Here is a 21,278-nt window from a genome sequence, read left to right as displayed (position 1 = left end):
GGTCGCCGCCGGGGAATGTCCTGAGTAATGCGATTAGCGCGCGGGTACTTGGCCAGCATGAAGCCAGTCCCAAAACCTCAGGTGGTCCGCTCCCTCCGCCCGCCGGCTGATGTCAGCGGACCCTTCGTGTGCAGCTGGAGTGCCGTCGGCGAGTGCGCGGTCGTCCGCGTCGCCGGTGCAATCGACGTCGTCGCGCTACCGACGTTGGCCGGCGAGCTCCACCACGTGATCACCACCAAGCTCCCGCGGCTGGTGGTCGATCTGCGCCGGGTCACCCGGATGGAAGCGGCGGCTCTCGATATCTTCTCCGAGGCCCACGACCTCGCCGTCGAGAACGGCGGTTGGCTCCGCGCATCCGGAGCCGGCCAATGGTTCGCCGATCTGATCCGGGCCACCCGCAGCGACCGCCCCCTCGACCACTACGCAACCCTCGCCGAGGCTCTCCCCTCCTACCGACCGGCCGCAGTCGGAGCTACTTACCACCGCTGAACGTGATGCCGTCGGTGATCTGCTTCTGGGCGACCAAGAAAATCAGCAGGTCCGGACGGCTCGTTACGGCGCCGGTGGTTGTCCGCTCGAGTGCCTGATCGCTGCCTCGACGAACCGTGCCAGCTCCTTCGAGCGGCTGCCGGCCGGCCACACCACGAACATCCGGTAGGCCTCGACGTCGGCCACGGGTCGGTAGACGACGTCCGGCCGGATGTTGCGCTCGGCCATCGACCGGGGCACCAGCGCGACCGCCTGCCCGAACGCGACCACCTCGAGCAACTGCGACGAGTCCTGCACGATCGGTCCCTCGACCGGATCCTCCGGCCGCGCGGACCAGTAGTTGCGCTCGGCAACATTAGACCGGCTCCACCGCGGCGCCGGAATCCCGGCCAGGTCCTCCGCCACCAGCACCTCGCGCGCGGCCAGCTCGTGCCCCGCAGGCAACGCAGCCACCCGAGGCTCCGTATAGAGCTCCTCGAGCTCCAGTCCGGTGTCGTCGAACGGCCGACTCACCAGCGCCACATCCGCCCGCGCGTCCCGCACCATGTCCGCCTGCTCCCCGAACCCGCTCACCACGATCTGGATGCCGGGCAGCTCACCACCCTCGCGCAACTCGGCGACGATGCGATGAAGCAGCTCGGTAGCAACACCAGGCTTCGCCGTCACCACGAGCGCCTCCGACGAGACACCGGCCCGCTGCGTCCGGCGTACCGCGGAATCCAGCGCGTCCAGCACCGGCCCGGACTCCTTGAGCAAGGTCTCCCCCGCCGGCGTCAACTCGAGCCGCGTGCCCGACCGGTCGAACAGCTCGACGCCCAGCCGGTGTTCGAGCTGGCGCATCGCCCGCGACAGCGGCGGCTGGGCAATCCCCAGCCGCTCGGCCGCGCGGGTGATGTTCAGGTCCTCGGCGACCGCGCGGAAGTACCGCAGTTCGCGGATCTCAGGTTCCGGCATACCTCCAGGGTATGGCGGACCACCCGATCGGTGTTGGTCCGGGCCGGGGGTTCCGCGCTGGACTGGGGACATGAATCAGAACGAAGTCGCCCTGGTGACGGGCGGAAACAAAGGCATCGGCCGCGAGATCGTCCGGCAACTCGGCCTGCGCGGGCTCACGGTCTATCTGGCGGCACGCAACCCGGAGCTGGGCACGGCCGCCGCGACCGAGCTCAAGGACGAGGGTCTCGACGTGCGGTTCGTGCAGCTCGACGTGACCGACGTCGAGTCGGTCGACGCGGCCGCGAAGCAGGTCGAGGTGGACTCCGGCCGGCTGGACGTGCTGGTCAACAACGCCGGCATCGTCGCCGAGTGGGGTACGTCGGTCGCGGACATCACGGCCGACCAGGTGCGCACGGCGTACGACGTGAACGTGTTCGGAGTCGTGTCCGCGATCCACGCGTTCGTACCGCTGCTACGACAGTCGCCGAACGCACGGATCGTCAACATGTCCAGCGGACTCGGATCCGTCAACCTGCTGTCCGAACTGGACGGCCGGCTCGCTACCCAAGGCCTGCTCGCCTACAGCTCCTCGAAAGCAGCCCTCAACGCGCTCACCCTGGTCTACGCCAGCGCCCTGCGCGCCGACGGCATCAAGGTGAACGCCGCAACCCCGGGTCTCGTCCCGACCGACCTCAACACGCAGGCCTCGGTCCCCCGCGGCGAGCGCACCGTGACCGACGGAGCAGCCGTCCCGGTCGCCCTCGCGATGCTGCCCGCCGACGGCCCGACCGGAGTGTTCAGAGGACCTGGCGCACTGGACGAGGTTGCTCCGTGGTGAGCGCCTGACGTGCGATGAGCAGGATGGTCGCCGTACCGAGGATGCCCGCTGCGCCGATCGTGAGGTTCGGCGCCAGGAATGAACCGACCACGCCGGCCAGGGCGATGCTGACGCCCTGGATCGCCATCAGGCCGCTGGTCTGGACGGTGAACAGGCGGCCGCGGTACGACGGCTCGACCGCCTGCAGGATCAGCGGATCGACGCCCTGGTTGAACGCGTAGCCGGCGCCGGCCATCGCGAGCAGGACGGCCGCGACCGGGACCGACGGCTCGGCCAGGAACGCGATCGCGGGCAGTTGGCTCGTGAGCAGGAGCGGGACGACGAGCCGTCGCCGCGCGGAAGGGGGAAACCGCGCGACGACGAGCTCGCCGAGTACAGAGCCGACCGCGTAGCCAGTGAACAGCACGCCGGCAGCCGCGGCGGCGACGCCGACCTGACCGGTATAGGCGACGGCCAGTCCATCCGGGACCGACGAGAACGCCGGGGCGACCCAGGTCAGCAGGATCAGGTAGCGAAGCTTTCGGTTGGCAAACAGCAGTTGCAGCCCGGACCACGAATCCCGGACCGTGTTGCTCTTCCGCTCGCCCGCCGGCGTGTACGGCGTTCCGGCGCCGATCAGGACGGCCGAGGCCACGAAGCTCACCGCGTCCAGCGCGAGCAACCAGTTCGCACCGACCAGCGCGACCGCGATCCCACCCAGCGCGAAGCCGCTCAGCACCGCGACCTGACTGATTGCCCGCAGCAACGATCTGCCGATCGGGAACAGGTCTGCCGGCAGCAGGTGGGCCAGGCTCGCGGCCCGCGCTCCGGCGAACAGCGGCGCGATGAGACCGGTCCCGAGCAACAACCCGAGCAGCCCCGCCACCGGCATCCCGGGCACCAGCATGGCGGCCACGCAGGCCGCGCTGAGCAGATCGCACCCCACCAGCACTCGCCGCGCCGGGAACCGGTCCGCGACCGATGACAGCAGCACGCCGCCGACGGCGTACGGCAGGAACGAGCACGCCAGGACGAGCGCCGACAGCAGCGGCGACCCGGTGCGCTCGAAGACCAGGATCGACAGCGCGACCTGCGCGCCGATAGTGCCGAGCATCGACACCGCATGCGCGCCGAACACCGCCCGCATGCCGGGAACGCTCAGGACAGCTCCGTAGGACCTCACGCCGAGAGGGTGCACGACCGCCGGCCGCCCGGCGTAGAGTTTTGGTTGTGGCCGAAAGTTCGCGCTCATGACCGTACTGCGCTTCACGCAGGCGGATGCCCTGCGCTGCCGGTTCGGGGCGTCGCCGCTGTGGGAGACGATGTCCGCAGTACGGGTCCTGAACGGGTCGAAGCACCGGCCGCTGTACGGCGACTGGATCGACGCGAACCGCGAAGCGGCGAGCACGCTCGATCTGCGCGGGCTGAAGGCGGTGCAGCCACGAGTCGGGTTCACGCCGGACTTCCTGACGCCGCCGCCCAAGGCATCCCGCGCCAAGTTCGCGACCGAGATCGCCCGCGTCCGCAGCACCCCGCTCGAGACGGTACGGACCGAACTGATCCGCTCGCGGGACGAACTGAAGAATCCCGCCGGGCCCGAGATCGACAAGATGCTCGAGGACCTCGCCGGCACGCGTGAACGGCTCGCGGACGAGATCGAGAGCGCCTGGGAAACCCTGATCAAGCCCGATTGGCCGCTGATCAGCCGCGTGCTCGAGGACGACATCGCGTACCGCGGTCAGCAGCTGACCGAGGGCGGCCTCGCCGGCCTGTTCGACGACCTGCATCCCACGCTTGCCTGGGAAGACGACCGCCTGATCGCGACCCGGTACCGCTCCGAGGACCGCGACCTCACCGGCCAGGGTCTGCTGCTCGTGCCCGGAGTGTTCGCCTGGCCGTACCTCGTCATCGTCGCGGACCCGGCGTACCACCCGACGCTCGTCTACCCAGCCCGCGGCGCCGCCCGGCTGTGGTCGGACGCACCCGCTCCCCCGGACCCACTGGCTCGCCTCCTCGGTCGCACCCGCGCCACCCTCCTCGTCGCGCTCGACCCACCGGCGACGACCAGTGCCCTCGCCAACCAGTACGGCCTGGCGCTCGCGACGGTTGCCGAACACCTGTCTGCCCTGTACGACGCCGGTCTCGCCACCCGTCGCCGTACCGGCCATCAGGTCCACTACCGGCGTACCGAGGTTGGACAGGCCGTCGTCGACGCCTCCGTCGGTTAGCACGGGTTCGGGGACAGAATGCGGGGGTGGACAAGGTTCAGAAAGCCCCAGCACCGACGATGCGGCACATCCGGCGATGGCCGGCGTCCCTGGCGGTGTGCGCGGCACTGATCCTGCAAGTGATCGTGCCGACGCAGATCAACGTGCTGCCGCAATGGTTGCTGCCGAGCCTGGGGCTCCTGCTCCTGTTGCCGCTGGTGGGGATGAACCCGTTCCACCTGTCCCGGGACGAGCCCTGGCTGCGCTGGGTCGCCCTCGTGCTCGTCGGTGTGCTGGTCCTCGCCAACGCGGTGTACCTGGGCGGCCTGATCTACTTCCTGAACCACGGCGCCGCCAACAACGGCGGCGTGCTGGTGAAGGGCGCCGTCGTGATCTGGGTGACCAACGTCGTCGCGTTCGCAATCTGGTACTGGGAGATCGACCGCGGCGGGCCGTTCGCGCGGGCACCCGAGCACGAGCGCAAGGTGGAGCGTGTCGACCTGCTGTTCCCGCAGCTGACCGTCGACCTGCCCGGCTGGGAGCGCTGGCTGCCCGGATTCACCGACTACCTGTTCGTCTCGCTCACGGCGGCGACCGCGTTCAGCCCGACTGACACCATGCCGCTGACCGCACGCACCAAGACGCTGATGGGCGCCCAGTCACTGATCTCGTTGCTCACGATCGCGGTGGTGGCGGCCCGGGCGGTGAACGTCCTCTGAGATCTCTCTCGACAGTTCTGTAATGAGCATGAGAGCGTTATGCGCATGTACAGCACGAAGTCGGTGGGGTTGGGGTTCGCGATCTTCTCCGCAATCACGTTCGGCGGGTCGGGACCGTTCGCCAAGGCGCTGATCGGGGCCGGGTTCACACCGGAGCAGGCGGCCTGGCTGCGCATCCTCGGCGCCGCCGTCGTCCTCGTCCCGCTCGTGCTGGCGTTCCGCGGCCGCGCCGGTCTCCGCGCGGCCCGGGCGTCCTGGAAGGCGCTGGTCCTCTACGGCCTGACCGGGATCGCCGGCTGCCAGACGCTGTTCTTCCTCGCGGCGAGCCGGCTGCCGGTCGGGGTCGCGCTGATGCTCGAGTTCTCCGGCCCGATCCTGGTGGTCGCGTGGCTGAAGTTCGGGCAGAAGGTCGCCGTACCGCGGTCGGCCGCGATCGGCGTCAGCATCGCGGTCGTCGGCCTCGCGACAGTGGCCGAGATCTGGACCGGGCTGCAGATCGACCCGATCGGCCTGCTCGCCGGACTCGGTGCGGCCGCGTGCCAGGCGACGTACTTCATCCTGATCGACAAGCTCACCGGCGCCGCGGATCCGCTCGTGATGACCGCGGCCGGCAGCGTGGTCGGCGCCGTCGTACTCACCTTGATCGCCGCACCCTGGGGTACGCCGTGGCACGTGCTCGTCGACACGATCGCGATCGGCCACCGGCACGCACCCGGCTGGCTGATGGCCGCCTGGCTGATCCTGGTGAGTACGGTCGTCGCCTACCTGGCCGGCGCGGCCGCGGTGCAGCGACTGTCCGCAGCGATCGCCGGAGCGGTCGCGTACGTCGAGGTCGTGGCGGCGTGCATCTTCGCGTTGATCCTGCTCGGCGAGACGCTGCGGACCAACCAGATCATCGGCGGCGTGATCGTGCTGGTCGGCGCGTTCGTGGCCCAGTCGTCGGTCGGGAAGGTCGCCTCGCCGGAAATTCCCGACGCAGATCCTGGCTCCGACACTCCCCGCACCGACGTACTGGATCCCGTCATCTGAGCGAGTCCACCAACTCCCGCGGCAGGCCGTGGGTCTCGTGCAGGTACTCGTAGTCGGTGTCGTCGAGCGACTTGTGGAACCGCTCGTGGCTGAGCACCTTCCGGCCGCGGTCGAGCAGGTTGCTGAACCGGATCTCCTCGTCGATCAGGATCCGCCGGATCAGCGTCACCGTCTCGCCCTGGTGGAAGTGGTCCAGCGTGTGCTCGAACAGTTCGATCGGCACGTCGGACAGCGAACGCGAGTCGTCGTCGCGCCACAGCGTGGTCAGCATCCGGCGAATCAGCCGGCGCAGCACGTACCCGCGGCCGGTGTTCGACGGGTGCACGCCGTCGCCGACGATCACGATGCTGGACCGCAGGTGGTCGATCACGATCCGCTGCGACCGCTCGTCGAGCTTCCACAGCTTCGGGATGATCCGCATCCACGGCTCGAACAGCGAGGTCTCGTACACCGAGGGCTTGTCCTCGAGCAGCATCGTCAGCCGCTCGAGTCCGAGACCGGTGTCGATGTTCTGCTGCTTGAGCGGCTCGAGCGAGCCGTCGTCGAGGCGGCGGTAGCGCATCATCACGTGGTTCCAGACCTCGACCCAGCGGTCGTCCGTGGTCGGCGTACCCTCCGGCTCGCCGTCGCCGGTCCAGACGAAGATCTCCGAGTCCGGGCCGCACGGACCGGTCGGGCCGTTCGACCACCAGTTGTCCTCGGTGGTCAGCTCGATCGGCAGGCCCAACTCCTGCCAGGTCCGCAGCGATTCCTGGTCCAGCGGCACCTGCTCGTCACCGCCGAACACGGTCACGTACATCCGCCGCGGGTCGAGGCCGAAGCGGGTGGTGAGCAGCTCATAACCCCACTTCAGGGTCTCGCTGCTCCCGTAGTCGCCCAGCGACCACGAGCCCAGCATCTCGAACACGGTCAGGTGGGTCGGATCCCCCACCTCGTCGAGATCGGTGGTTCGCAGGCATCGCTGGATGCCCACGAGTCTGCGCCCCAGCGGATGAGGCTCACCTTCCAGGTACGGCGTGAGCGGATGCATGCCGGAGGTCGTGAAGAGCACCGGATCACCCAGCCGCGGGATGAGCGTGGAACCGGTGGTCGGGACGTGGTCGCGGTCGATGAAGAAGTCGATGAAAGTCCTGCTGATGGTCATTTCGGGTCCTTGGTCAGATCGGACCGGAAAGCAGACCACCGGGCTCAGGAACAACAACACCGGCGAACCGTTTCCGGTCGCCGGTGGGGGTTTCTCAGATGTCAGGCAGCGGCAGCCGGGGAGCGGAAAGCTCGTACGGCTGCGGCAAGTCGGAACATCCGGTGCATGTCGTTCACAGTACACGATTCAACGCATCAGCTGTCCAGTAATTCCCGCAGCACCGCCCCTGACCTCTCCCAGCCCCACTTCTCCGCGACCCATCTGCGCCCCGCCGCGCCCAAAGCATCACGGTGCTGCGCGTTCGTCAGCAGCTCCACGATGCGCACACCGACTGCGACCGGGTTGTGCGGATCGACCAAGTACCCCGTCTCGCCATGCTTCACGGTGTCGGCCGCTCCCCCGGAGTCCCCGACGATCACCGGCTTCCCGGTAGCCGAAGCCTCCAGCGTGACGATCCCCAACGCCTCCGGCTCCAGCCCGAACCGCCTCGTCCGGCAAGGCATAGCGAACACATCAGCGGCATCGATGTACGGCGGAATGTCCGCCCACGGCACTGCCCCCGTGAACACGACCGCCTCCGCGATCCCGGCCGCCGAGGCCAGCTCCTCGAGGTACTCCCGATCCGGGCCGCCGCCGACGAGCAGCAGCGTGGCGCCCGGCACAGATCTGCGGACGCGCGGCCACGCCCGGATCAACGTGTCCTGCCCCTTGCGCCGAACCAGTCGCGAAACACACACGACCACCGGAACGCCTTCCAGACCAAGGCCCTTGCGCACCTGCTCTCCCCCACAGCCCGGGGCGAAGCGATGCGTGTCCACGCCCGGCCTCAGCCGTCGGACGCGTCGAGCGGCTGCCGGGGACAGGGCGGGGACGATCTGCTCCTCACACCACGACGACACCGTGGTGAGCGTGTCCGCCGCATCCCCGATCCGCCGCAGCGCCTGCCGAGCCCCCGGTAGGCCGGCCCACCAGGTCTCATGCCCGTGCGTCATCGCGACGATCCGCCGCGCCCCCGCCTGACGCAGCGCGGGGCCCATCAACCCGAGTGGTGCCGCCGCACCGAATAGCACCCGATCCGCGGCGTACTCGCGCATCAGCCCGACGGCCCGCTGCGTAGTACGTGCCGTGGGCAACAACATCGCCGTACGGTCCCGGATCACCGGGAACGGCAGCGTGGCGTCGTACGCCGTGTCGCCCGGCTCCCGCGAGGTGTAGACGACGACGTCCGGAAGCTCGTCGCACAACGAGCGGACGAACGTCTCGATCCCGCCCTGGCGTGGTGGGAAGTCGTTGGTGACGACCAGGACCTTCATTGCACCGTCATCGCTTGACCAGCGGTGGAACCGGGTCGCCGTTCTCGGTCCCCCAGGCCCGGCCCATCGCGATCCGCTCCGGCGGGGTCGGGTGGTCGGCGAACATCCAGTACCGCCAGCGGCTCGGGTCGAGCCCGGAGATGTTCTGCACGGCCAGGTCGTGCTGCAGCGCGACGAAGTTCTGCGGATCGTTCGTCAGCCGGAGCGAGTGGTAATCGGCGCGGGCCTCGATCTTCCGGCTGACCAGATTCTGCACCGGGCTCGCCAGCGTCGTCGCGGCGGCGACCAGCGCGACCAGCAGCGCGGCCCGCCGCGGATCGGCCATCCGGTTCCCCAGCAGCAAGTACAGCAGCGTGATGCCGAACGCCGTACCGAGCACGCCGATCAGCGTGCCGTGCAGTACGTCGTCCGCGGCCGCGTGACCGAGCTCATGCGCGACGACGAGCCGTACCTGCGCGGGCGGGGTGTCCTTGAGGAGCGTGTCGTACACGACAAGCCGACGGGTCGAGCCGAAGCCGGAGACGTAGGCGTTCAAGGCTGTCGTCCGCTTCGACGCATCGGCGACCAGCACGTCCTTGACCGGTACGCCGTCCTGCTTGGCGAGCTGCAGGAACTCGTTGCGCTGGGCACCGGCCGGCATCGACGTGAAGTGGTTGAACCGCGGCTCGATCAGCACCGGGTACGCGAACGAGACGCCGAGCACGAGCAGCGCGGCAACGATTGCCCCAGGCAACCACCAGCTCCGCCGCCAGATCTTCGCGAACGCCATCAGGATGACCGCAACCACCGCGAGTCCGAGCGAGGTGATGGCCCAGTTGATGCCGCGGTCCCAGACCCACAGCCGCCAGTTCTCCACCGACAGGCCGTACTTGAGACTGACCCGCTCCGCGAGTACGTCGGTCGGGACGGTGAGCAGGCTCGTGATCAGGACCACGCCGGCGACCGTGATAGGAACGGCGATGAACCACAGCCGGACGTGCAGAGCGTCGTACAGCCGACGGCCGAGCGGGGTGAAGCCGATGACCAGCGGGACCACGAGCGAGATGATCCAGGACGCCGTCGACCACGGCAGGATCTCGTGGCGGAACGCGTTCTGGCGGGCGATCTCGGCGGTGGTGAAGTCGAGCGTGGCGTCGGGTTTCGGCAGGTCGATCAGGTGCCACGGAGTCGTGACGGCGATCGTGAAGACGAGCGCGACGGCGAGGATGCCTCCGGCGATCCAGGCAGCCGACCGGCCGGCCGGCTCAGGCACCGGCGAGCCTCTCGAGGTACTTCTGCCACTCGGCGACGAACTCGGCCTCGGTCATCCCCAGCACCGACTTGAACGCGTCCGCGAGACCGGTCGAACTCTTCGACGCGTGTACGGCCCGGTAGAACTTCACCAGCTTGGCCTGTCCTTCGTGCTCTGCGATCAACCGGCACGCCAGCCATGCCGACTCATAGGCCTGCGGCAGATCCGTCGCCGAGGCAGCGAACGCTTCGGACGTCGGCAACGTGGTCGGCACCTTCCCGGCGCGGACCGCCTTGAACAGCTCCTTCGCCGCCGACTCGTCCTGCACGGGTACGGCGGTGAAAGCGACGTAGTCCGCGAAACCTTCGGCCAGCCACAACGGCACCGGCGAAGCGGTCGCGGTGGACGCAACATGGGTGGTCTCGTGCGTCAGGACGATCCGGCGCCCCTGCTTGCCGAGCTCCTCGAACAGCTTCGGGTTGGCCACGATCCGCACCGGCGCGCCGATGGCCGGCGTGTCCAGCTCGGCGAACGTGACCGCGGCGATCTGGGTGTACGTGTTCGGCTGGGCGCCGAGGATGCCTTCCATCTGGGACTGTTTGGCGGGCAGGTAGACGATCACCTTCTGCCGCCAGTTCTTGCCCCAGACCTTGCTGACCGACTCGACCGCCTTGTCGGCCACCGACACGTAGCTCTTCGCTTCCGCCTCCGAATCGAGGCTGACCACCAGGCTGTGCTTGCCTTTGGCCACCTCGACCTGGCCGAGCGCCCACACCGGTCGCCGCTGCCCGGCCGCGAACCGCTCCGAGAACGAGGCGGCGTACGTCGTCCCGTCGCGGGTGACGAATGTCACCGGGAGGGTCTCGCGGGCCGGCTTCACGTCGTACCCGGAGAGCTGCCAGGACACCTCGACCTGGGCCAGCCAGGACTGGGTCCCGCCGAGCTGGGTCTGCCGGTCCGGGGTCAGGGCGCCGGCGTCGTCGCTCACGTAGCGCAACTGGAATGTGCTGATCGGGAGCGTGGTCAGGTTCGAGAAGATCGTCCGCGCGCTGCCCCGGAAGTCCGTGGCCTTCGGATCGATGGTGTCCAGGAACTCGGTGCGGTCGTCGTTCGCGACCGCGTCGGTCATCTTCTGCAGGACGGCCTCGCCCGCGACGGCCCGCCGTACGCCGGCCTCGGCCTGGTCCGGCGAGGCCGAGGTGGCCGGATGCGAGTGCGCCGGCGAACCGTTCGGGTCGGCGGGAGCGTTGGCGACCTGCCGCAGACCGGCGTACCCGGCGCCGGCGACGAGGCAGACGGCAACACCGAGAGCGACCTTCTTCAGGATCGGCGCTTGCCGGTGGCCACTCGGCTCCCGTGGGTCACCGGCTGACGGGATCACTGGCAGCGGCACCGTATCGCCCTGATCGTCGATCACCTCGGCCCTTCGCTGCTCACCTGCCCCAGTCAGGCGGGACACCCGGCCTCCTCCGAGATTACGTCATCACATGAATCGGCTCCGGGGGAGGGATCCCCCGGAGCCGCAGAGTATGTCAAGGGCGCAGGTCAGCCCGGGCGGACCGCGGAGTTGAACGGCATCTCGTCCATCGGTGCGATCTCGACGCTCTTGCCCGGGCGCGGGGCGTGCACGATCCGGCCGTTGCCGAGGTACATCGCGACGTGGCTGACCGGGGAGTAGTAGAAGATCAGGTCGCCCGGCATCAGGTCGGACTTGCTGACCGGGCGGCCCTCACCGGTCTGCGCCTTCGACGAGTGCGACAGCGAGACGCCGGCCTTGCCCCACGCGTACATCATCAGGCCGGAGCAGTCGTAGGAGTTGGGTCCGTCGGCGCCCCAGACGTAGGGGTCGCCGAGCTGGGACAGAGCGGCGTTCACCGCGATCGCCGCGCGGCCGCTGGCCGGGACGTTCGGCAGATCCTTCGATTCCCGGTCGCCGCCGCGGGTCGGACGCTCGCTGACCGCCTTCTCCGTCTCCTTGGCGTTCTCTTCCTCGATCCGCTTGCGGTCGGCGGCGCTGAGCTTGTCGAGCACCTTCTCCGCGTTGTCGAGGTTGGTCTGGAGCTGCTTCTTGAACGCGTCCTGCTTCGCCTGCACGGCCTGCAGCGCGGCCAGCTCGGTCTGCTCGCTGGCCTGCAGGTCGGTGAGCTTGCCCTGGGCGACCTGGTAGCGACGCAGTGCGGAGTTCTGCTGGCCGGCGAAGGCCTGGGCGGTGGAGGCCTGGCTGAGGAACTGGTCCGGGTTCGTCGACAGCAGCAGCTGCGCCGTCGTGGAGATGCCCGAGGTCTGGTAGCCGGCGACCGCGAGGGATCCGATCTGCCGCTTCACACCGTCGACCTGGCTCTGCTGCTTGGCGATCGCAGTCTGCAGCGCCTTGACCCTGACGGCGGAGGCGCTGATCTGCCCGCGGAGGTCGTTCGCCGACTCGCCGGACACCTCGGCCTGGTGCTGCAGCTCGGCGACCTGCTTCTTCGCCTCGTCCAGCGTGGGCGCGGGGTCGGCACTGGCCGCTCCCTGGATCAGGATCACTCCCGCAGCGACAGCGGTGCTGGTGATGGCGGCGAGGGCGATTCCCTTGGTGCGGTTGATGCGTCCGATGGACACAGCCCGGTCGGTCCCTTCCTCTGCTCGCGCCGTCCCCGTTGACCAGGCCCGCCGCGGACGATCAGTCCGTCGGCTTCGCCGGATCACTCCCTCGGCTTGCCGTTGCCCGGTCGGCCGGAACAGCCGACACCCTGAGGCAACGAGACGTAACAGTAGTGACCGTTTCGTGACCAGTGCAATTCGCCCCTCGGGTTTGATCGAAAATTAACGAAGAGTCATCCCGACCCAACGCTCGTTTCGCCTTCGCCGGAAGGGGTTTGGGCAGCAGCATCGAGCTCGACACTGCTGACGGCGTGTACGAGGCGTAACGGTGGCACCAGGCCCGAATCGGCCAGAGTGTTCAGCGCGGCCATCTCGTCGTCGTCGATCCGCAGACTTCCGGAGCGTTCGGCAGCGAATCCGAGGACGACCGTCACCACGCAGTCCTGACAGCCGGGACCCTTCATCGCACAGGCGTCGCAGTCGATCAGCACAACATCCTCCAAGTGGGGAAGCACCCGGACTTGCATCCGGCTACGAAGGACGCTAGAGAACCCCGCCGACAGTTTTCTGTTGCTAGGTGCGAGCGATGCGTGAGATGAGGCTGCTCGCGGAGAGTGCGCGGGCGCCGAGTTTGATGATGCTGTCGGCAACTTCGCGGTCGGTGGAGACGACGACTACCGGGCGGCCCGGCGGCTCGGCGCGGACAAGTTGCCGGATCACGTCATCGGCGATCACACCGGCCGGGCTGAAGCGCACCCGCACCCCGCGCGGCGGATTCAGTTGCACAGGGCCCGATAGTTCGGCGCCGTCGAAGACCACGGTGACCTCGACGCGACGTTGCGCGACCAACGCACCCAGCGCGGTGACGAGGCGCTGACGCTGCGAATGCAGCGGTGAGTTCGGCCATGCGGTCTTCGTCACGTTGTAGCCGTCGATGATCAGGTGCACCTGCGGCAGCGCCAGCAGTTCGTCGAACAAGGCCGGGTCGTCCTCAGGCGCCGTACGTCCGACCGGAGCCGCTTCGGGCTCAGAGCCGGCCACTGTGTCGGCAGGACGGAGCTCTCCCCCGGGTGGCAGGGCCAGCTCGCGACGCAGTCCACTCGCTGCCTCCAGCAACGTGTCGAGCAGCAGCCGGGTGCGCGTCGACGCGAGCTCCCGCTCCTGTCCGGCGGTACGGCGTGCCGCGTGCTCGACCGCCTCCAGCTCGGTGATCCGGGTCCGCAGCTTGCGCAGCTCCCGCTCAACTTCGGCGCGGGCGGCATCGACGCGTTCGTCGGCCGTCTCGGCCTCCTTGGTGCGTTGCTCGAGATCGGTCTGCAGACCGGTGATCTTCTGCCGTGCTTCGTTGAGCTTGCGGCGGAGCGTGACGTTCTCGGCTTTGAGCTCGTTGACCTGTTCACGAAGACGTTCGCGGACCTGACGGGTCTCGGTGCGGGCTTGATCGAGCTGGTCGGCCAGCCGGTGGACGGCCTCGTCGTCGGCGCGCGGGTTCTCCACCGGGACCTGGGCGGCGGCTGCGATGCGCTGCTCCCAGTCGTCCGGGCGCAGCAGGTACGCGAGTGCGGCCACCTCGACCGGATCGGCGGCGGGAACGGGTACGCCCTCGGCAACGGCGTCGCCGAGCTCCGGGTGCTCCCGTCGTACCTCGAAGGCCGTCAGCTTGCGGAAGTGCTCGTCGGTCTCGAGGATCGGGCCGAGCACCGAGGCGGACAGCTTGGCCCGTTTCGCCGGCGCGAAGCTGGCGAACCGGCGCAGCGGTGCCGGGATGTCGGTCGCAGGGAGCTGGCCGAGTGCGTGCGCGGCGAGGGTCAGGACGCGTTGCCGGACCGGTTCAGGCAAAGTCGTAGCGGCGGAGCTCGCGGCGGTGCCGGCCTCAGTCACCGGTCCGCAGTCCGGCCGGAACGACGATCTGGCAGCTGTTGCTTGACCAGTGACGCAGACCACAGCGAACGGGCATGCGGCCCTGATTCGCAGTGATCGCCTGTGTACGCATACAGAGAGCCTAGTCGACTCGCAGGCGTGTCACCTGCGGAATTGTCGGTGGCGGCTCTTAGCGTCGTGACCATGACCAGCCCAGGGCGTGCACAGGCCACGGATTCAGCGATGCCGATCCGCGGTGTGCAGCACAGCTTCGACGACCTGGGCACGCCGCTGCACGCCATCACGTTCTGCGTCGTCGACCTCGAGACGACGGGTAATCCGCCCGGCGAGGGTGGCATCACCGAGATCGGTGCGGTGAAGGTGCGGGCCGGCGAGGTCATCGGCGAGTTCCAGACGTTGGTCAACCCGTCGGAGGCGATCCCACCGTTCATCGCCGTGCTGACCGGCATCACGAACTCGATGGTTGCCACCTCACCGCGGATCGAGTCGGTGCTGCCGGCGTTCCTGGAGTTCGCGCACGGGTGCGTGATGGTCGCGCACAACGCGCCGTTCGACATGGGCTTCCTGAAGCACGAGAGCCTCGTGCACGGATACGACTGGCCCGACTTCGCCGTCGTCGACACCGCGCTGCTGGCGCGGCGCGTGATCACCCCGGACGAGGCGCCTAACTGCAAGCTCGGGACGCTGGCCAAACTGTTCCGCACCACGGTAACGCCGAACCACCGGGCGCTGTCGGATGCGCGGGCGACCGTCGACGTGCTGCACGGGCTGTTCGAGCGGGTCGGGTCGTTGGGCGTGCAAACGTTGGAGGACCTCCAGACGTACTCGTCGCGCGTCGCGCCGGCGGTCCGGGCCAAGCGCCACCTCGCCGAGTCGTTGCCGCACGCACCGGGTGTGTACCTGTTCACCGACGACCGCGGCGAGGTGCTGTATGTCGGGAAGTCGAAGGACCTGCGCACCCGTGTCCGGTCGTACTTCACCGCCTCCGAGACCCGCAACCGGATCGGCGAGATGGTCGGCATCGCCACCGGCGTCCGCGGGATCGAGTGCGGCACGCCGCTGGAGGCCGAAGTACGCGAGCTGCGGCTGATCGCCGAGCACAAGCCGCGGTACAACCGGCGGTCGAAGTTCCCCGAGCGGCAGCATTGGCTGAAGGTCACGGTCGAGCCGTTTCCGCGGCTGTCGCTGGTCAAACAGGTGCGGGACGACGACGCCGGATACCTCGGCCCGTTCAGCTCACGGAAGACGGCCGAGCGGGCGATGGCCGCGCTGCACGAGGCGTTCCCTATCCGGCAGTGCACCGCGCGGATGTCGAAGCACCCTTCGTTGTCGCCGTGCGTGCTGGCCGAGATGGGTCGCTGCGTGGCGCCGTGCGACGGGCGGATCTCGATGGATTCGTACGGCGAGTTCGTGGCCGCGCTGCGGACTGCGCTGACGGTGGATCCGACGCCTGTGGTCGAGGCGCTGGACCGGCGTATCGACCTCCTGTCGGCCGACGAGCGGTTCGAGGATGCCGCCGTACATCGGGATCGGTTGAGCGCGTTCGTGCGGAGCTCGGCGCGGATGCAGCGGATGGCGTCGGTGACCGGATGCGCCGAGATCTGTGCGGCCCGGCGGACCGAGGACGGCGGCTGGGAGCTGCACGTCATCCGGCGCGGTCGGCTCGCGGCGGCCGGGTTCGCGCCGCGGGGCACGGACCCGCGCCCGCATCTCAAGATGCTCCGGGCTTCCGCTGAGACCGTGCTGCCGGGTATCGGCCCGGTGGCGGCGGCATCGCCGGAAGAAATCGAGCTGATCCTGCGCTGGCTCGAGCTCCCCGGCATCCGCCTGGTCGAGATGGACGGCACCTGGACCTGCCCGGTCAGCGGTGCCGGACGTCACCTCACCCGCCTCGACAACTCCCACTCCGACGCCCACCACCACCCCACCGAACGCCGCCGCCACCTCCGCCCGCTGGGTCCTGCTCGCGTCGGTTAGACCTCGACGAACTGGTAGTCGGTGAGGATCCGGCCATCGGGGGCCAGCAGCAGGAGGTCGATGCCGATGGCAAGGGCCTCTCCGCCGCCGGCCGGGACCATCGCCCAGCGCAGCTTCACCAGGTCGCGGAGCGCGGCCGGCTCACCGTGCGGGACGAACTCGTACTGGCCGGGTGCGACGAACTCGTCGTACGCGCGGGTGACCCGCCGTACGAGCTCGTCATGGCCACGGGCTTCCAGGTGTGCGGTGACGCCGATCTCGGTCGCGCGCTTGACGATCTCCTCGGGCGGCTCGAGGAGGTGTACGCCGTCCTCCGTCCAGAGCTCCTCGATCGCCTTGCGGCGGGCGTCGGTGTCGGGCTCGTTCCAGACTGCTACATATCGGTTCGCGAGGTCTTTGCTGTTCATGGGTACGACCTTGCCGGGCGGGCCGCTGAGCCGACAATTCCCTGCTGGGTATGGATTGTCGGTGGCGTGCGTTAGAACTGCGGTATGGCATCAGAGCTGTCCGCGGGCCTGCGGACGTGGCGGACCCGACGACGAGTGAGTCAGCTCGAGCTGGCCATCCGCGCCGGGACGACGCAGCGGCATGTCAGCTTCATCGAGAGCGGTCGATCGGCGCCGGGGCGGGACATGATCATCCGGCTCGCCGAGTCGCTCCAGGTGCCGCTGCGCGAGCGCAACCAGTTGCTGGTGGCCGGTGGCTACGCGCCGGCGTACGACGAGACGCCGTACGGCGCACCTGGTCTCGGCGCGATCCGCACCGCGCTGGAGGCGATCCTCGAAGGCCACCGCCCGTATCCGGCGGTCGTCGTGGACCGCAACGGCAATCTGGTTCTCGCCAACCAGGCCTTCCATATCCTCACCGCCGACGTGGATGATCGCCTGTTGACGGCGCCGATCAACATCCCCCGCCTGCTGCTGGATCCCGCCGGTCTCGCTCCCCGGATCGTCAACTTCGCCCAATGGTCCTGGCACGTCATCGACGCGCTGGCCCGGGAGGCCGCGCAGAACCCGTCGCCCGGCGCCGACGCCCTCATCCACGAGCTCACCGCCCTGGTCCCGCCGCGGCCGGCGCCGGACCACCTGGGTCTCGCCGTACCGCTCCACCTGCGATCCCCGCACGGTGACCTACACCTCATCACCACGCTGACCAGGTTCGGTACGGCGATCGACGTGACGGTGTCGGAACTGCGGATGGAGGCGTTCCTGCCCGCGGACGAACCGACGGCGAGCGCGTTGCGGGGCCTCGACCGCACTATGCTTCAGCCGGTTGAAGTGTGAGCTCCGAGGAGAGGACGGCATGGTCACCGCGATCGTGTTCATCAAGGCCGACGTCGCACGGATCCCGGAGGTCGCCGAGCAGGTGGCGGCGATCGACGGCGTCAGCGAGGTGTACTCCGTCACCGGCGGGCTCGACCTGATCGCGCTCGTCCGGGTCGCGCGGCACGACGACCTGGCCACGGTCATCCCTGAGCACGTCAACAGGGTGCCCGGCGTCCTCAGCACCGAGACGCACATCGCGTTCCGCGCGTACTCCAGCCACGACCTGGAGGCGGCCTTCAGCCTCGGCGAAGAGAACGGTGTCTGACGACCGGTCTGATCGGTCCGACTGACACGAGCTGAAGTTACGGTGAACACATGAACGTCCGGGGCCAGTTCCGTGCCGACAACGGCGTGCTTGCTGCGTTTGCGTGGCGTGCCTTCGCGCCGGCAGCCGAGCGAGGACGCGGATGAGCAATCCGCCCGCCGGCTGGTACCCCGACCCCACCGGCCAGCCGAACACCATCCGCTTCTGGAACGGCGAGAAGTGGACCAACCAGACCGAAATCGAGCAGGAGAACGCTGCCGAACACCCGGAACAGGCCGAGGAATCGGTGCGGGAGTCAGCCCGGGGCTCGGCCCGGGAATCGGCGCGGGACACGGCTGGGGAATCGGCGCGGGACACGGCCCGGGAATCGGTGCGGGACACGGCCCGGGAATCGGCTCGGGAATCGGCTTGGCGAGAGTCGGTTGCGGCTGAGGCTTCCGGTCCTGGATTGCGGTCCGTGCAGGAGTCTCAGAACGACCAGGCGGAGTCTGGTGGTTGGTGGCAGCCGACGGCGACTCCGCAACTCTGGGACCTCGAGCCGACCGACGACGGTGCACAGGCGAACGGTGGACCACGTCTGCGTGCGGTGACTCCTGAGGAGCTTGCGCAGACCGCGGGACTTAGTGCGGCCGAGCGTGCCCGGGCGACGTGGGGTGCACCGGAGATCGCGCCTGCTCCCCCGGAACACTGGACGCAGCGCGACGTCACGGAGGAGGAGCTCGAGGCAGAGCTTGGTACGACGGCTGCCGACGTACCAACTGTCGAGACCGACGAACCTTCCAGCTGGACCCTCAAGCTCGCTCCTTCTCCAACCGAGCCCACGCCTCAGAGCGAACAGGGTTGGTCGGACGTCACCTTCACGGAGCAACCGAGATTCGCACCGACGCCAAAGGAGAACGTCCAGCCTGCCCACAACGCTGTCCCGGCCGCGGACGACGCAGGACCAGCTGCCGACGACGCTGGGCCAGCTGCGCACGACGCTAGGCCAGCTATCCACAACGCTGGGCCGGCCGCGGACGATGCTCGGTCAGCCGCGGACGATGCTGGACCAACTGCCGACGCTGGGCCAGCTATCCACGATGCTGCGCCGGCCGCCGACGACGCTCGGTCAGCTGCGGACCATGTTGAGCCAGGTGCCAACGCTGGGTCAGCTGACGACGGTGCTGGGCCGGCTGCGGACGGTGCTGGGTCAGCTGCCAATGTGACTGAGCAGGACGCGGAGGTTCAGGCGGCGGACGCGGCTGAGGTTGCCGCGCAACTGCAGCCGGACTGGGGCAGCCAAGCAGGCGACCAGCAGGAACAGCAGTCCAGTGATGAGCCGTCGTGGGGCGTCGAGGCCAGCGACGACGAGGACCTGCACACCCCGGACCACCCGACCGCGCCGCTGTGGACCGTGCCGAACGCCGACGACGCGACGCAGGAACAGCCCGTACCGGTCCAGCTCTGGGCCGACCAGCCAACCCAACAGCAATCCACCCACGAGTCCGAGCAGCAGCCTGACCAGCAGCAGCCCGAGCACGGCCAGAGCTGGGGCACCGCCCAAGCCGAGCAGGTTTGGAGCGCCGCGCAGGCCGATCAGGGTTGGGGCGCCGAGCAGGCTGAGCAGGGCCAGAGCTGGGCTGCCGGGCCGGCCGAGCAGGGGCAGGCTTGGAGCGCCGAGCAGGCCGAGCAGAGCCAGAGCTGGGCTGCCGGGCCGGCCGAGCAGGGGCAGGCTTGGGGCACCGGGCGGGCCGAGCAAGGTCAGAGCTGGGGCACCGGCCAGGCTGAGCAGGGCCAGGGCTGGCGTGCTGAGCAGGCTGGGCAGAGCCAGGGCTGGGGGGCTGAGCAGACTTGGGGTCCGCAGGGTGGCGCGGGGAACGACGCGTCGCCAGCGGACAACGGGTGGGCTGTTGGTGAGCAGCACGCGGTGCAGGAGTCGGGTCCGTGGGGTCCGCAGGCGACTGGCGAGACGCAGAACGGTCAGCAGACCGGCGATCAGCAGTGGGGCGGGCAGAGCTGGCCCGTACAGCAGAACGGTGACCAGCAGGCCAGCAACGGCTGGGCGCCGGAGCCGAGCTGGGACGACAACCACCAGAACCAGGCACCCGTGCAACAGAACGGCGCGCAGTCCTGGGGCAACGGGCAGGCCGAACAGCAGCCGTGGGGCGTTCAGCAAAACGGCGACCAGCAAGCCGGCGCACAGCAGCCTTGGGGAGAACAGAACGGCAGCCAGCAAGCCGGCCTGCCGCAGGCTTGGGGAGAGCAGCAGAACGGCGGCCAGCAAAGCGGCGCACCTCAGCCTTGGGGAGAACAGGACGGCGGCCAGCAAGCCGGCGTGCCGCAGGCTTGGGGAGAGCAGCAGAACGGCGGCCAGCAGGGCGGCGTACAGCAGGCTTGGGGGGAGCAGCAGGCGCCGCGTGCGTGGGGTGAGGACGAGAACGAGGCGTGGGGCGGGCAGACCGACCTGAGCACCGGCGTCGGGACCAAGAAGTCGAAGGGCTCTGGTGGCGGTGATGGCGGCCGGTCCGGTGCCAAGCTGCCGTTGTTCGTTGGCGGCGGGATCGCGCTGGTGTTGCTGATCGTCCTGGCTGTCGTGCTGATCACCGGCGGGGGCGACGACAAGAAGGCCGATCCGACCCCGACCGGTACGCCGACGCAATCGAGCGGCACGCCGACGAACCAGAGCAGCACCAAGCCCGGCCAGTCGAAGAACCCCAAGCTGCACGAGGGAATCGGCCGCATCTCCTCGGACGCGATCTCGTTTCCGCGCCGGAACCCGCCGTGGTCGGACCGCAAGCGTCTGGTCCAGCAGCTGCTGGACTCCAGCGGGCAGCACATCGTCCTGCAGGAGAACGTCAACGGCGCCGACGACTGGACCGCGGACATCTTCGTCGGCGGGCTCGGCACCGGGTCGGGCTTCAACGGCGACCCGAAGGCGACCGCGGCGACGCTGTCCGGGCAGCTGCGGACCAGCATGTACGGGTCGATCCCCGCGACGTACCGGACGGTCGCGAACGGCGCGGTGAAGCGGACGAACAAGTCGGGCTGGTTCTACCAGCAAACCGTGACCGCGAAGTCGGCGGCAGTGACCGATCGAGTGCTTACGCTGACCGTGGCCGTTTTCGACCTCGGCGACGGTACGGCGGTCGCCTACATCAGCGGCATCCCCAACAACCGCCCAGACCTCAAGGCGGCCGAAAGCCAGGCCTACAAGGGAATCAACGTTGGCTGAGAACGAAGACCAGACCCCGCCCCGCCCCGGCGCCGGCGATCCCCCCGCACCACCCACACCCGGCGACCCAGTCGCCAACCCCTGGATCCAGCCTGCGCAGAACACCCCCCAAGCCCCGTCCGACACCTCGGATGCCCTCTTCGGCCAGTCC

General features: G+C 69.0%; 20 protein-coding genes. 10 read left to right on the top strand and 10 right to left on the bottom strand.

Annotation, left to right across the window (positions count from 1 at the left end; all coding sequences use genetic code 11):
* The first annotated feature begins 57 nt into the window (after window positions 1-57).
* Window positions 58-489 (top strand): STAS domain-containing protein, encoded by a 432-nt coding sequence (locus tag EV653_RS04265; protein WP_166679283.1) that lies wholly within the window; start codon window positions 58-60, stop codon window positions 487-489.
* 63 nt (window positions 490-552) lie between these two features.
* On the opposite strand, the gene EV653_RS04260 is transcribed toward EV653_RS04265, so the two are convergent.
* Window positions 553-1,443, bottom strand: a complete 891-nt coding sequence (locus EV653_RS04260) for a LysR family transcriptional regulator (protein ID WP_134098131.1) — start codon at window positions 1,441-1,443, stop codon at window positions 553-555.
* A gap of 70 nt (window positions 1,444-1,513) precedes the next feature.
* Here EV653_RS04260 and EV653_RS04255 point away from each other — a divergent pair, with 70 nt between their 5' ends.
* Window positions 1,514-2,263, top strand: coding sequence for an SDR family oxidoreductase (locus tag EV653_RS04255; RefSeq protein WP_134098129.1), 750 nt, complete (start codon window positions 1,514-1,516; stop codon window positions 2,261-2,263).
* Here the strand turns inward: EV653_RS04255 and EV653_RS04250 are convergent.
* On the bottom strand, window positions 2,223-3,425 hold the full coding sequence (locus EV653_RS04250) for an MFS transporter (RefSeq protein WP_238159558.1): 1,203 nt from the start codon (window positions 3,423-3,425) through the stop codon (window positions 2,223-2,225). The two genes, EV653_RS04255 and EV653_RS04250, sit on opposite strands and share 41 nt — an antisense overlap.
* Before the next feature lie 67 nt (window positions 3,426-3,492).
* On the opposite strand from EV653_RS04250, the gene EV653_RS04245 reads away from it, so the two are divergent.
* From EV653_RS04245 to EV653_RS04235, 3 genes are read left to right on the top strand one after another with little or no spacing between them, the layout of a single operon-like run.
* On the top strand, window positions 3,493-4,470 hold the full coding sequence (locus EV653_RS04245; RefSeq protein ID WP_134098127.1) for a DUF5937 family protein: 978 nt from the start codon (window positions 3,493-3,495) through the stop codon (window positions 4,468-4,470).
* 26 nt (window positions 4,471-4,496) lie between these two features.
* Window positions 4,497-5,168 carry a hypothetical protein gene (locus EV653_RS04240; RefSeq protein WP_134098125.1) on the top strand — a complete coding sequence of 224 codons (672 nt, stop codon included), beginning with the start codon at window positions 4,497-4,499 and terminating at the stop codon, window positions 5,166-5,168.
* Window positions 5,169-5,213: 45 nt separating this feature from the next.
* Entirely contained in the window at window positions 5,214-6,197 is a 984-nt protein-coding gene (locus EV653_RS04235; RefSeq protein ID WP_238159557.1) for an EamA family transporter, read from the top strand.
* Here the strand turns inward: EV653_RS04235 and EV653_RS04230 are convergent.
* From EV653_RS04230 to EV653_RS04200, 7 genes are all read right to left on the bottom strand, one after another.
* The gene (locus EV653_RS04230; RefSeq protein ID WP_134098121.1) at window positions 6,190-7,341 is read right to left on the bottom strand and encodes an alanine--tRNA ligase-related protein; all 1,152 of its coding nucleotides are present in this window, start codon (window positions 7,339-7,341) and stop codon (window positions 6,190-6,192) included. The genes EV653_RS04235 and EV653_RS04230 overlap by 8 nt on opposite strands.
* 194 nt (window positions 7,342-7,535) lie before the next feature.
* Window positions 7,536-8,654, bottom strand: coding sequence for a glycosyltransferase family 4 protein (locus tag EV653_RS04225; RefSeq protein WP_134098119.1), 1,119 nt, complete (start codon window positions 8,652-8,654; stop codon window positions 7,536-7,538).
* A 7-nt stretch (window positions 8,655-8,661) separates the two neighbouring features.
* Entirely contained in the window at window positions 8,662-9,906 is a 1,245-nt protein-coding gene (locus EV653_RS04220) for a M48 family metalloprotease (protein WP_134098117.1), read from the bottom strand.
* Entirely contained in the window at window positions 9,899-11,344 is a 1,446-nt protein-coding gene (locus EV653_RS04215; RefSeq protein ID WP_134098115.1) for a hypothetical protein, read from the bottom strand. The genes EV653_RS04220 and EV653_RS04215 overlap by 8 nt, the downstream gene beginning before the upstream one ends.
* An 86-nt stretch (window positions 11,345-11,430) precedes the next feature.
* A complete protein-coding gene (locus EV653_RS04210) occupies window positions 11,431-12,486 on the bottom strand; it encodes a C40 family peptidase (RefSeq protein WP_134098113.1) in 1,056 nt (351 codons plus the stop codon).
* Between the two features lie 215 nt (window positions 12,487-12,701).
* Window positions 12,702-12,959 (bottom strand): hypothetical protein, encoded by a 258-nt coding sequence (locus tag EV653_RS04205; RefSeq protein ID WP_202871476.1) that lies wholly within the window; start codon window positions 12,957-12,959, stop codon window positions 12,702-12,704.
* An 82-nt stretch (window positions 12,960-13,041) separates the two neighbouring features.
* Complete coding sequence (locus EV653_RS04200) at window positions 13,042-14,349, bottom strand: NYN domain-containing protein (RefSeq protein WP_134098110.1); 1,308 nt, start codon at window positions 14,347-14,349, stop codon at window positions 13,042-13,044.
* Between the two features lie 183 nt (window positions 14,350-14,532).
* Between EV653_RS04200 and EV653_RS04195 the strand changes: the two genes are divergently transcribed.
* Complete coding sequence (locus EV653_RS04195) at window positions 14,533-16,326, top strand: DEDD exonuclease domain-containing protein (RefSeq protein ID WP_134098108.1); 1,794 nt, start codon at window positions 14,533-14,535, stop codon at window positions 16,324-16,326.
* Here EV653_RS04195 and EV653_RS04190 read toward each other — a convergent pair.
* Window positions 16,323-16,733, bottom strand: coding sequence for a hypothetical protein (locus tag EV653_RS04190; RefSeq protein ID WP_134098106.1), 411 nt, complete (start codon window positions 16,731-16,733; stop codon window positions 16,323-16,325). The two genes, EV653_RS04195 and EV653_RS04190, sit on opposite strands and share 4 nt — an antisense overlap.
* Window positions 16,734-16,817: 84 nt before the next feature.
* Between EV653_RS04190 and EV653_RS04185 the strand changes: the two genes are divergently transcribed.
* The 4 genes from EV653_RS04185 (at window position 16,818) to EV653_RS04175 (ending at window position 21,127) form a co-directional block, all read left to right on the top strand.
* Window positions 16,818-17,609, top strand: coding sequence for a helix-turn-helix domain-containing protein (locus EV653_RS04185; protein WP_134098104.1), 792 nt, complete (start codon window positions 16,818-16,820; stop codon window positions 17,607-17,609).
* Between the two features lie 19 nt (window positions 17,610-17,628).
* Window positions 17,629-17,916: an Lrp/AsnC family transcriptional regulator gene (locus tag EV653_RS04180; protein ID WP_130380065.1), complete on the top strand. Its 288-nt coding sequence runs from the start codon at window positions 17,629-17,631 to the stop codon at window positions 17,914-17,916.
* 1,040 nt (window positions 17,917-18,956) lie between these two features.
* Window positions 18,957-19,121 carry a hypothetical protein gene (locus EV653_RS40955; protein ID WP_166679282.1) on the top strand — a complete coding sequence of 55 codons (165 nt, stop codon included), beginning with the start codon at window positions 18,957-18,959 and terminating at the stop codon, window positions 19,119-19,121.
* The gene (locus EV653_RS04175; protein WP_134098102.1) at window positions 19,118-21,127 is read left to right on the top strand and encodes a hypothetical protein; all 2,010 of its coding nucleotides are present in this window, start codon (window positions 19,118-19,120) and stop codon (window positions 21,125-21,127) included. The genes EV653_RS40955 and EV653_RS04175 overlap by 4 nt, the downstream gene beginning before the upstream one ends.
* Window positions 21,128-21,278 lie beyond the last annotated feature (151 nt).

Origin of the sequence: Kribbella pratensis (assembly GCF_004365355.1) — a bacterium.
In the GTDB taxonomy this organism is placed as follows: Bacteria; Actinomycetota; Actinomycetes; order Propionibacteriales; family Kribbellaceae; genus Kribbella.
This window is presented reverse-complemented; position numbering and strand designations above follow the sequence as displayed.

Bases quoted from the DNA above. Each gene is read 5' to 3' on its own strand.
- EV653_RS04235 (WP_238159557.1), top strand. From the start codon at position 5,214: ATGTACAGCACGAAGTCGGTGGGGTTGGGGTTCGCGATCTTCTCCGCA.
- EV653_RS04260 (WP_134098131.1), bottom strand. From the start codon at position 1,443: ATGCCGGAACCTGAGATCCGCGAACTGCGGTACTTCCGCGCGGTCGCC.
- EV653_RS04255 (WP_134098129.1), top strand. From the start codon at position 1,514: ATGAATCAGAACGAAGTCGCCCTGGTGACGGGCGGAAACAAAGGCATC.
- EV653_RS04230 (WP_134098121.1), bottom strand. From the start codon at position 7,341: ATGACCATCAGCAGGACTTTCATCGACTTCTTCATCGACCGCGACCAC.
- EV653_RS04245 (WP_134098127.1), top strand. From the start codon at position 3,493: ATGACCGTACTGCGCTTCACGCAGGCGGATGCCCTGCGCTGCCGGTTC.
- EV653_RS04265 (WP_166679283.1), top strand. From the start codon at position 58: ATGAAGCCAGTCCCAAAACCTCAGGTGGTCCGCTCCCTCCGCCCGCCG.
- EV653_RS04190 (WP_134098106.1), bottom strand. From the start codon at position 16,733: ATGAACAGCAAAGACCTCGCGAACCGATATGTAGCAGTCTGGAACGAG.
- EV653_RS04195 (WP_134098108.1), top strand. From the start codon at position 14,533: ATGACCAGCCCAGGGCGTGCACAGGCCACGGATTCAGCGATGCCGATC.
- EV653_RS04180 (WP_130380065.1), top strand. From the start codon at position 17,629: ATGGTCACCGCGATCGTGTTCATCAAGGCCGACGTCGCACGGATCCCG.
- EV653_RS40955 (WP_166679282.1), top strand. From the start codon at position 18,957: ATGCTGGACCAACTGCCGACGCTGGGCCAGCTATCCACGATGCTGCGC.
- EV653_RS04225 (WP_134098119.1), bottom strand. From the start codon at position 8,654: ATGAAGGTCCTGGTCGTCACCAACGACTTCCCACCACGCCAGGGCGGG.
- EV653_RS04185 (WP_134098104.1), top strand. From the start codon at position 16,818: ATGGCATCAGAGCTGTCCGCGGGCCTGCGGACGTGGCGGACCCGACGA.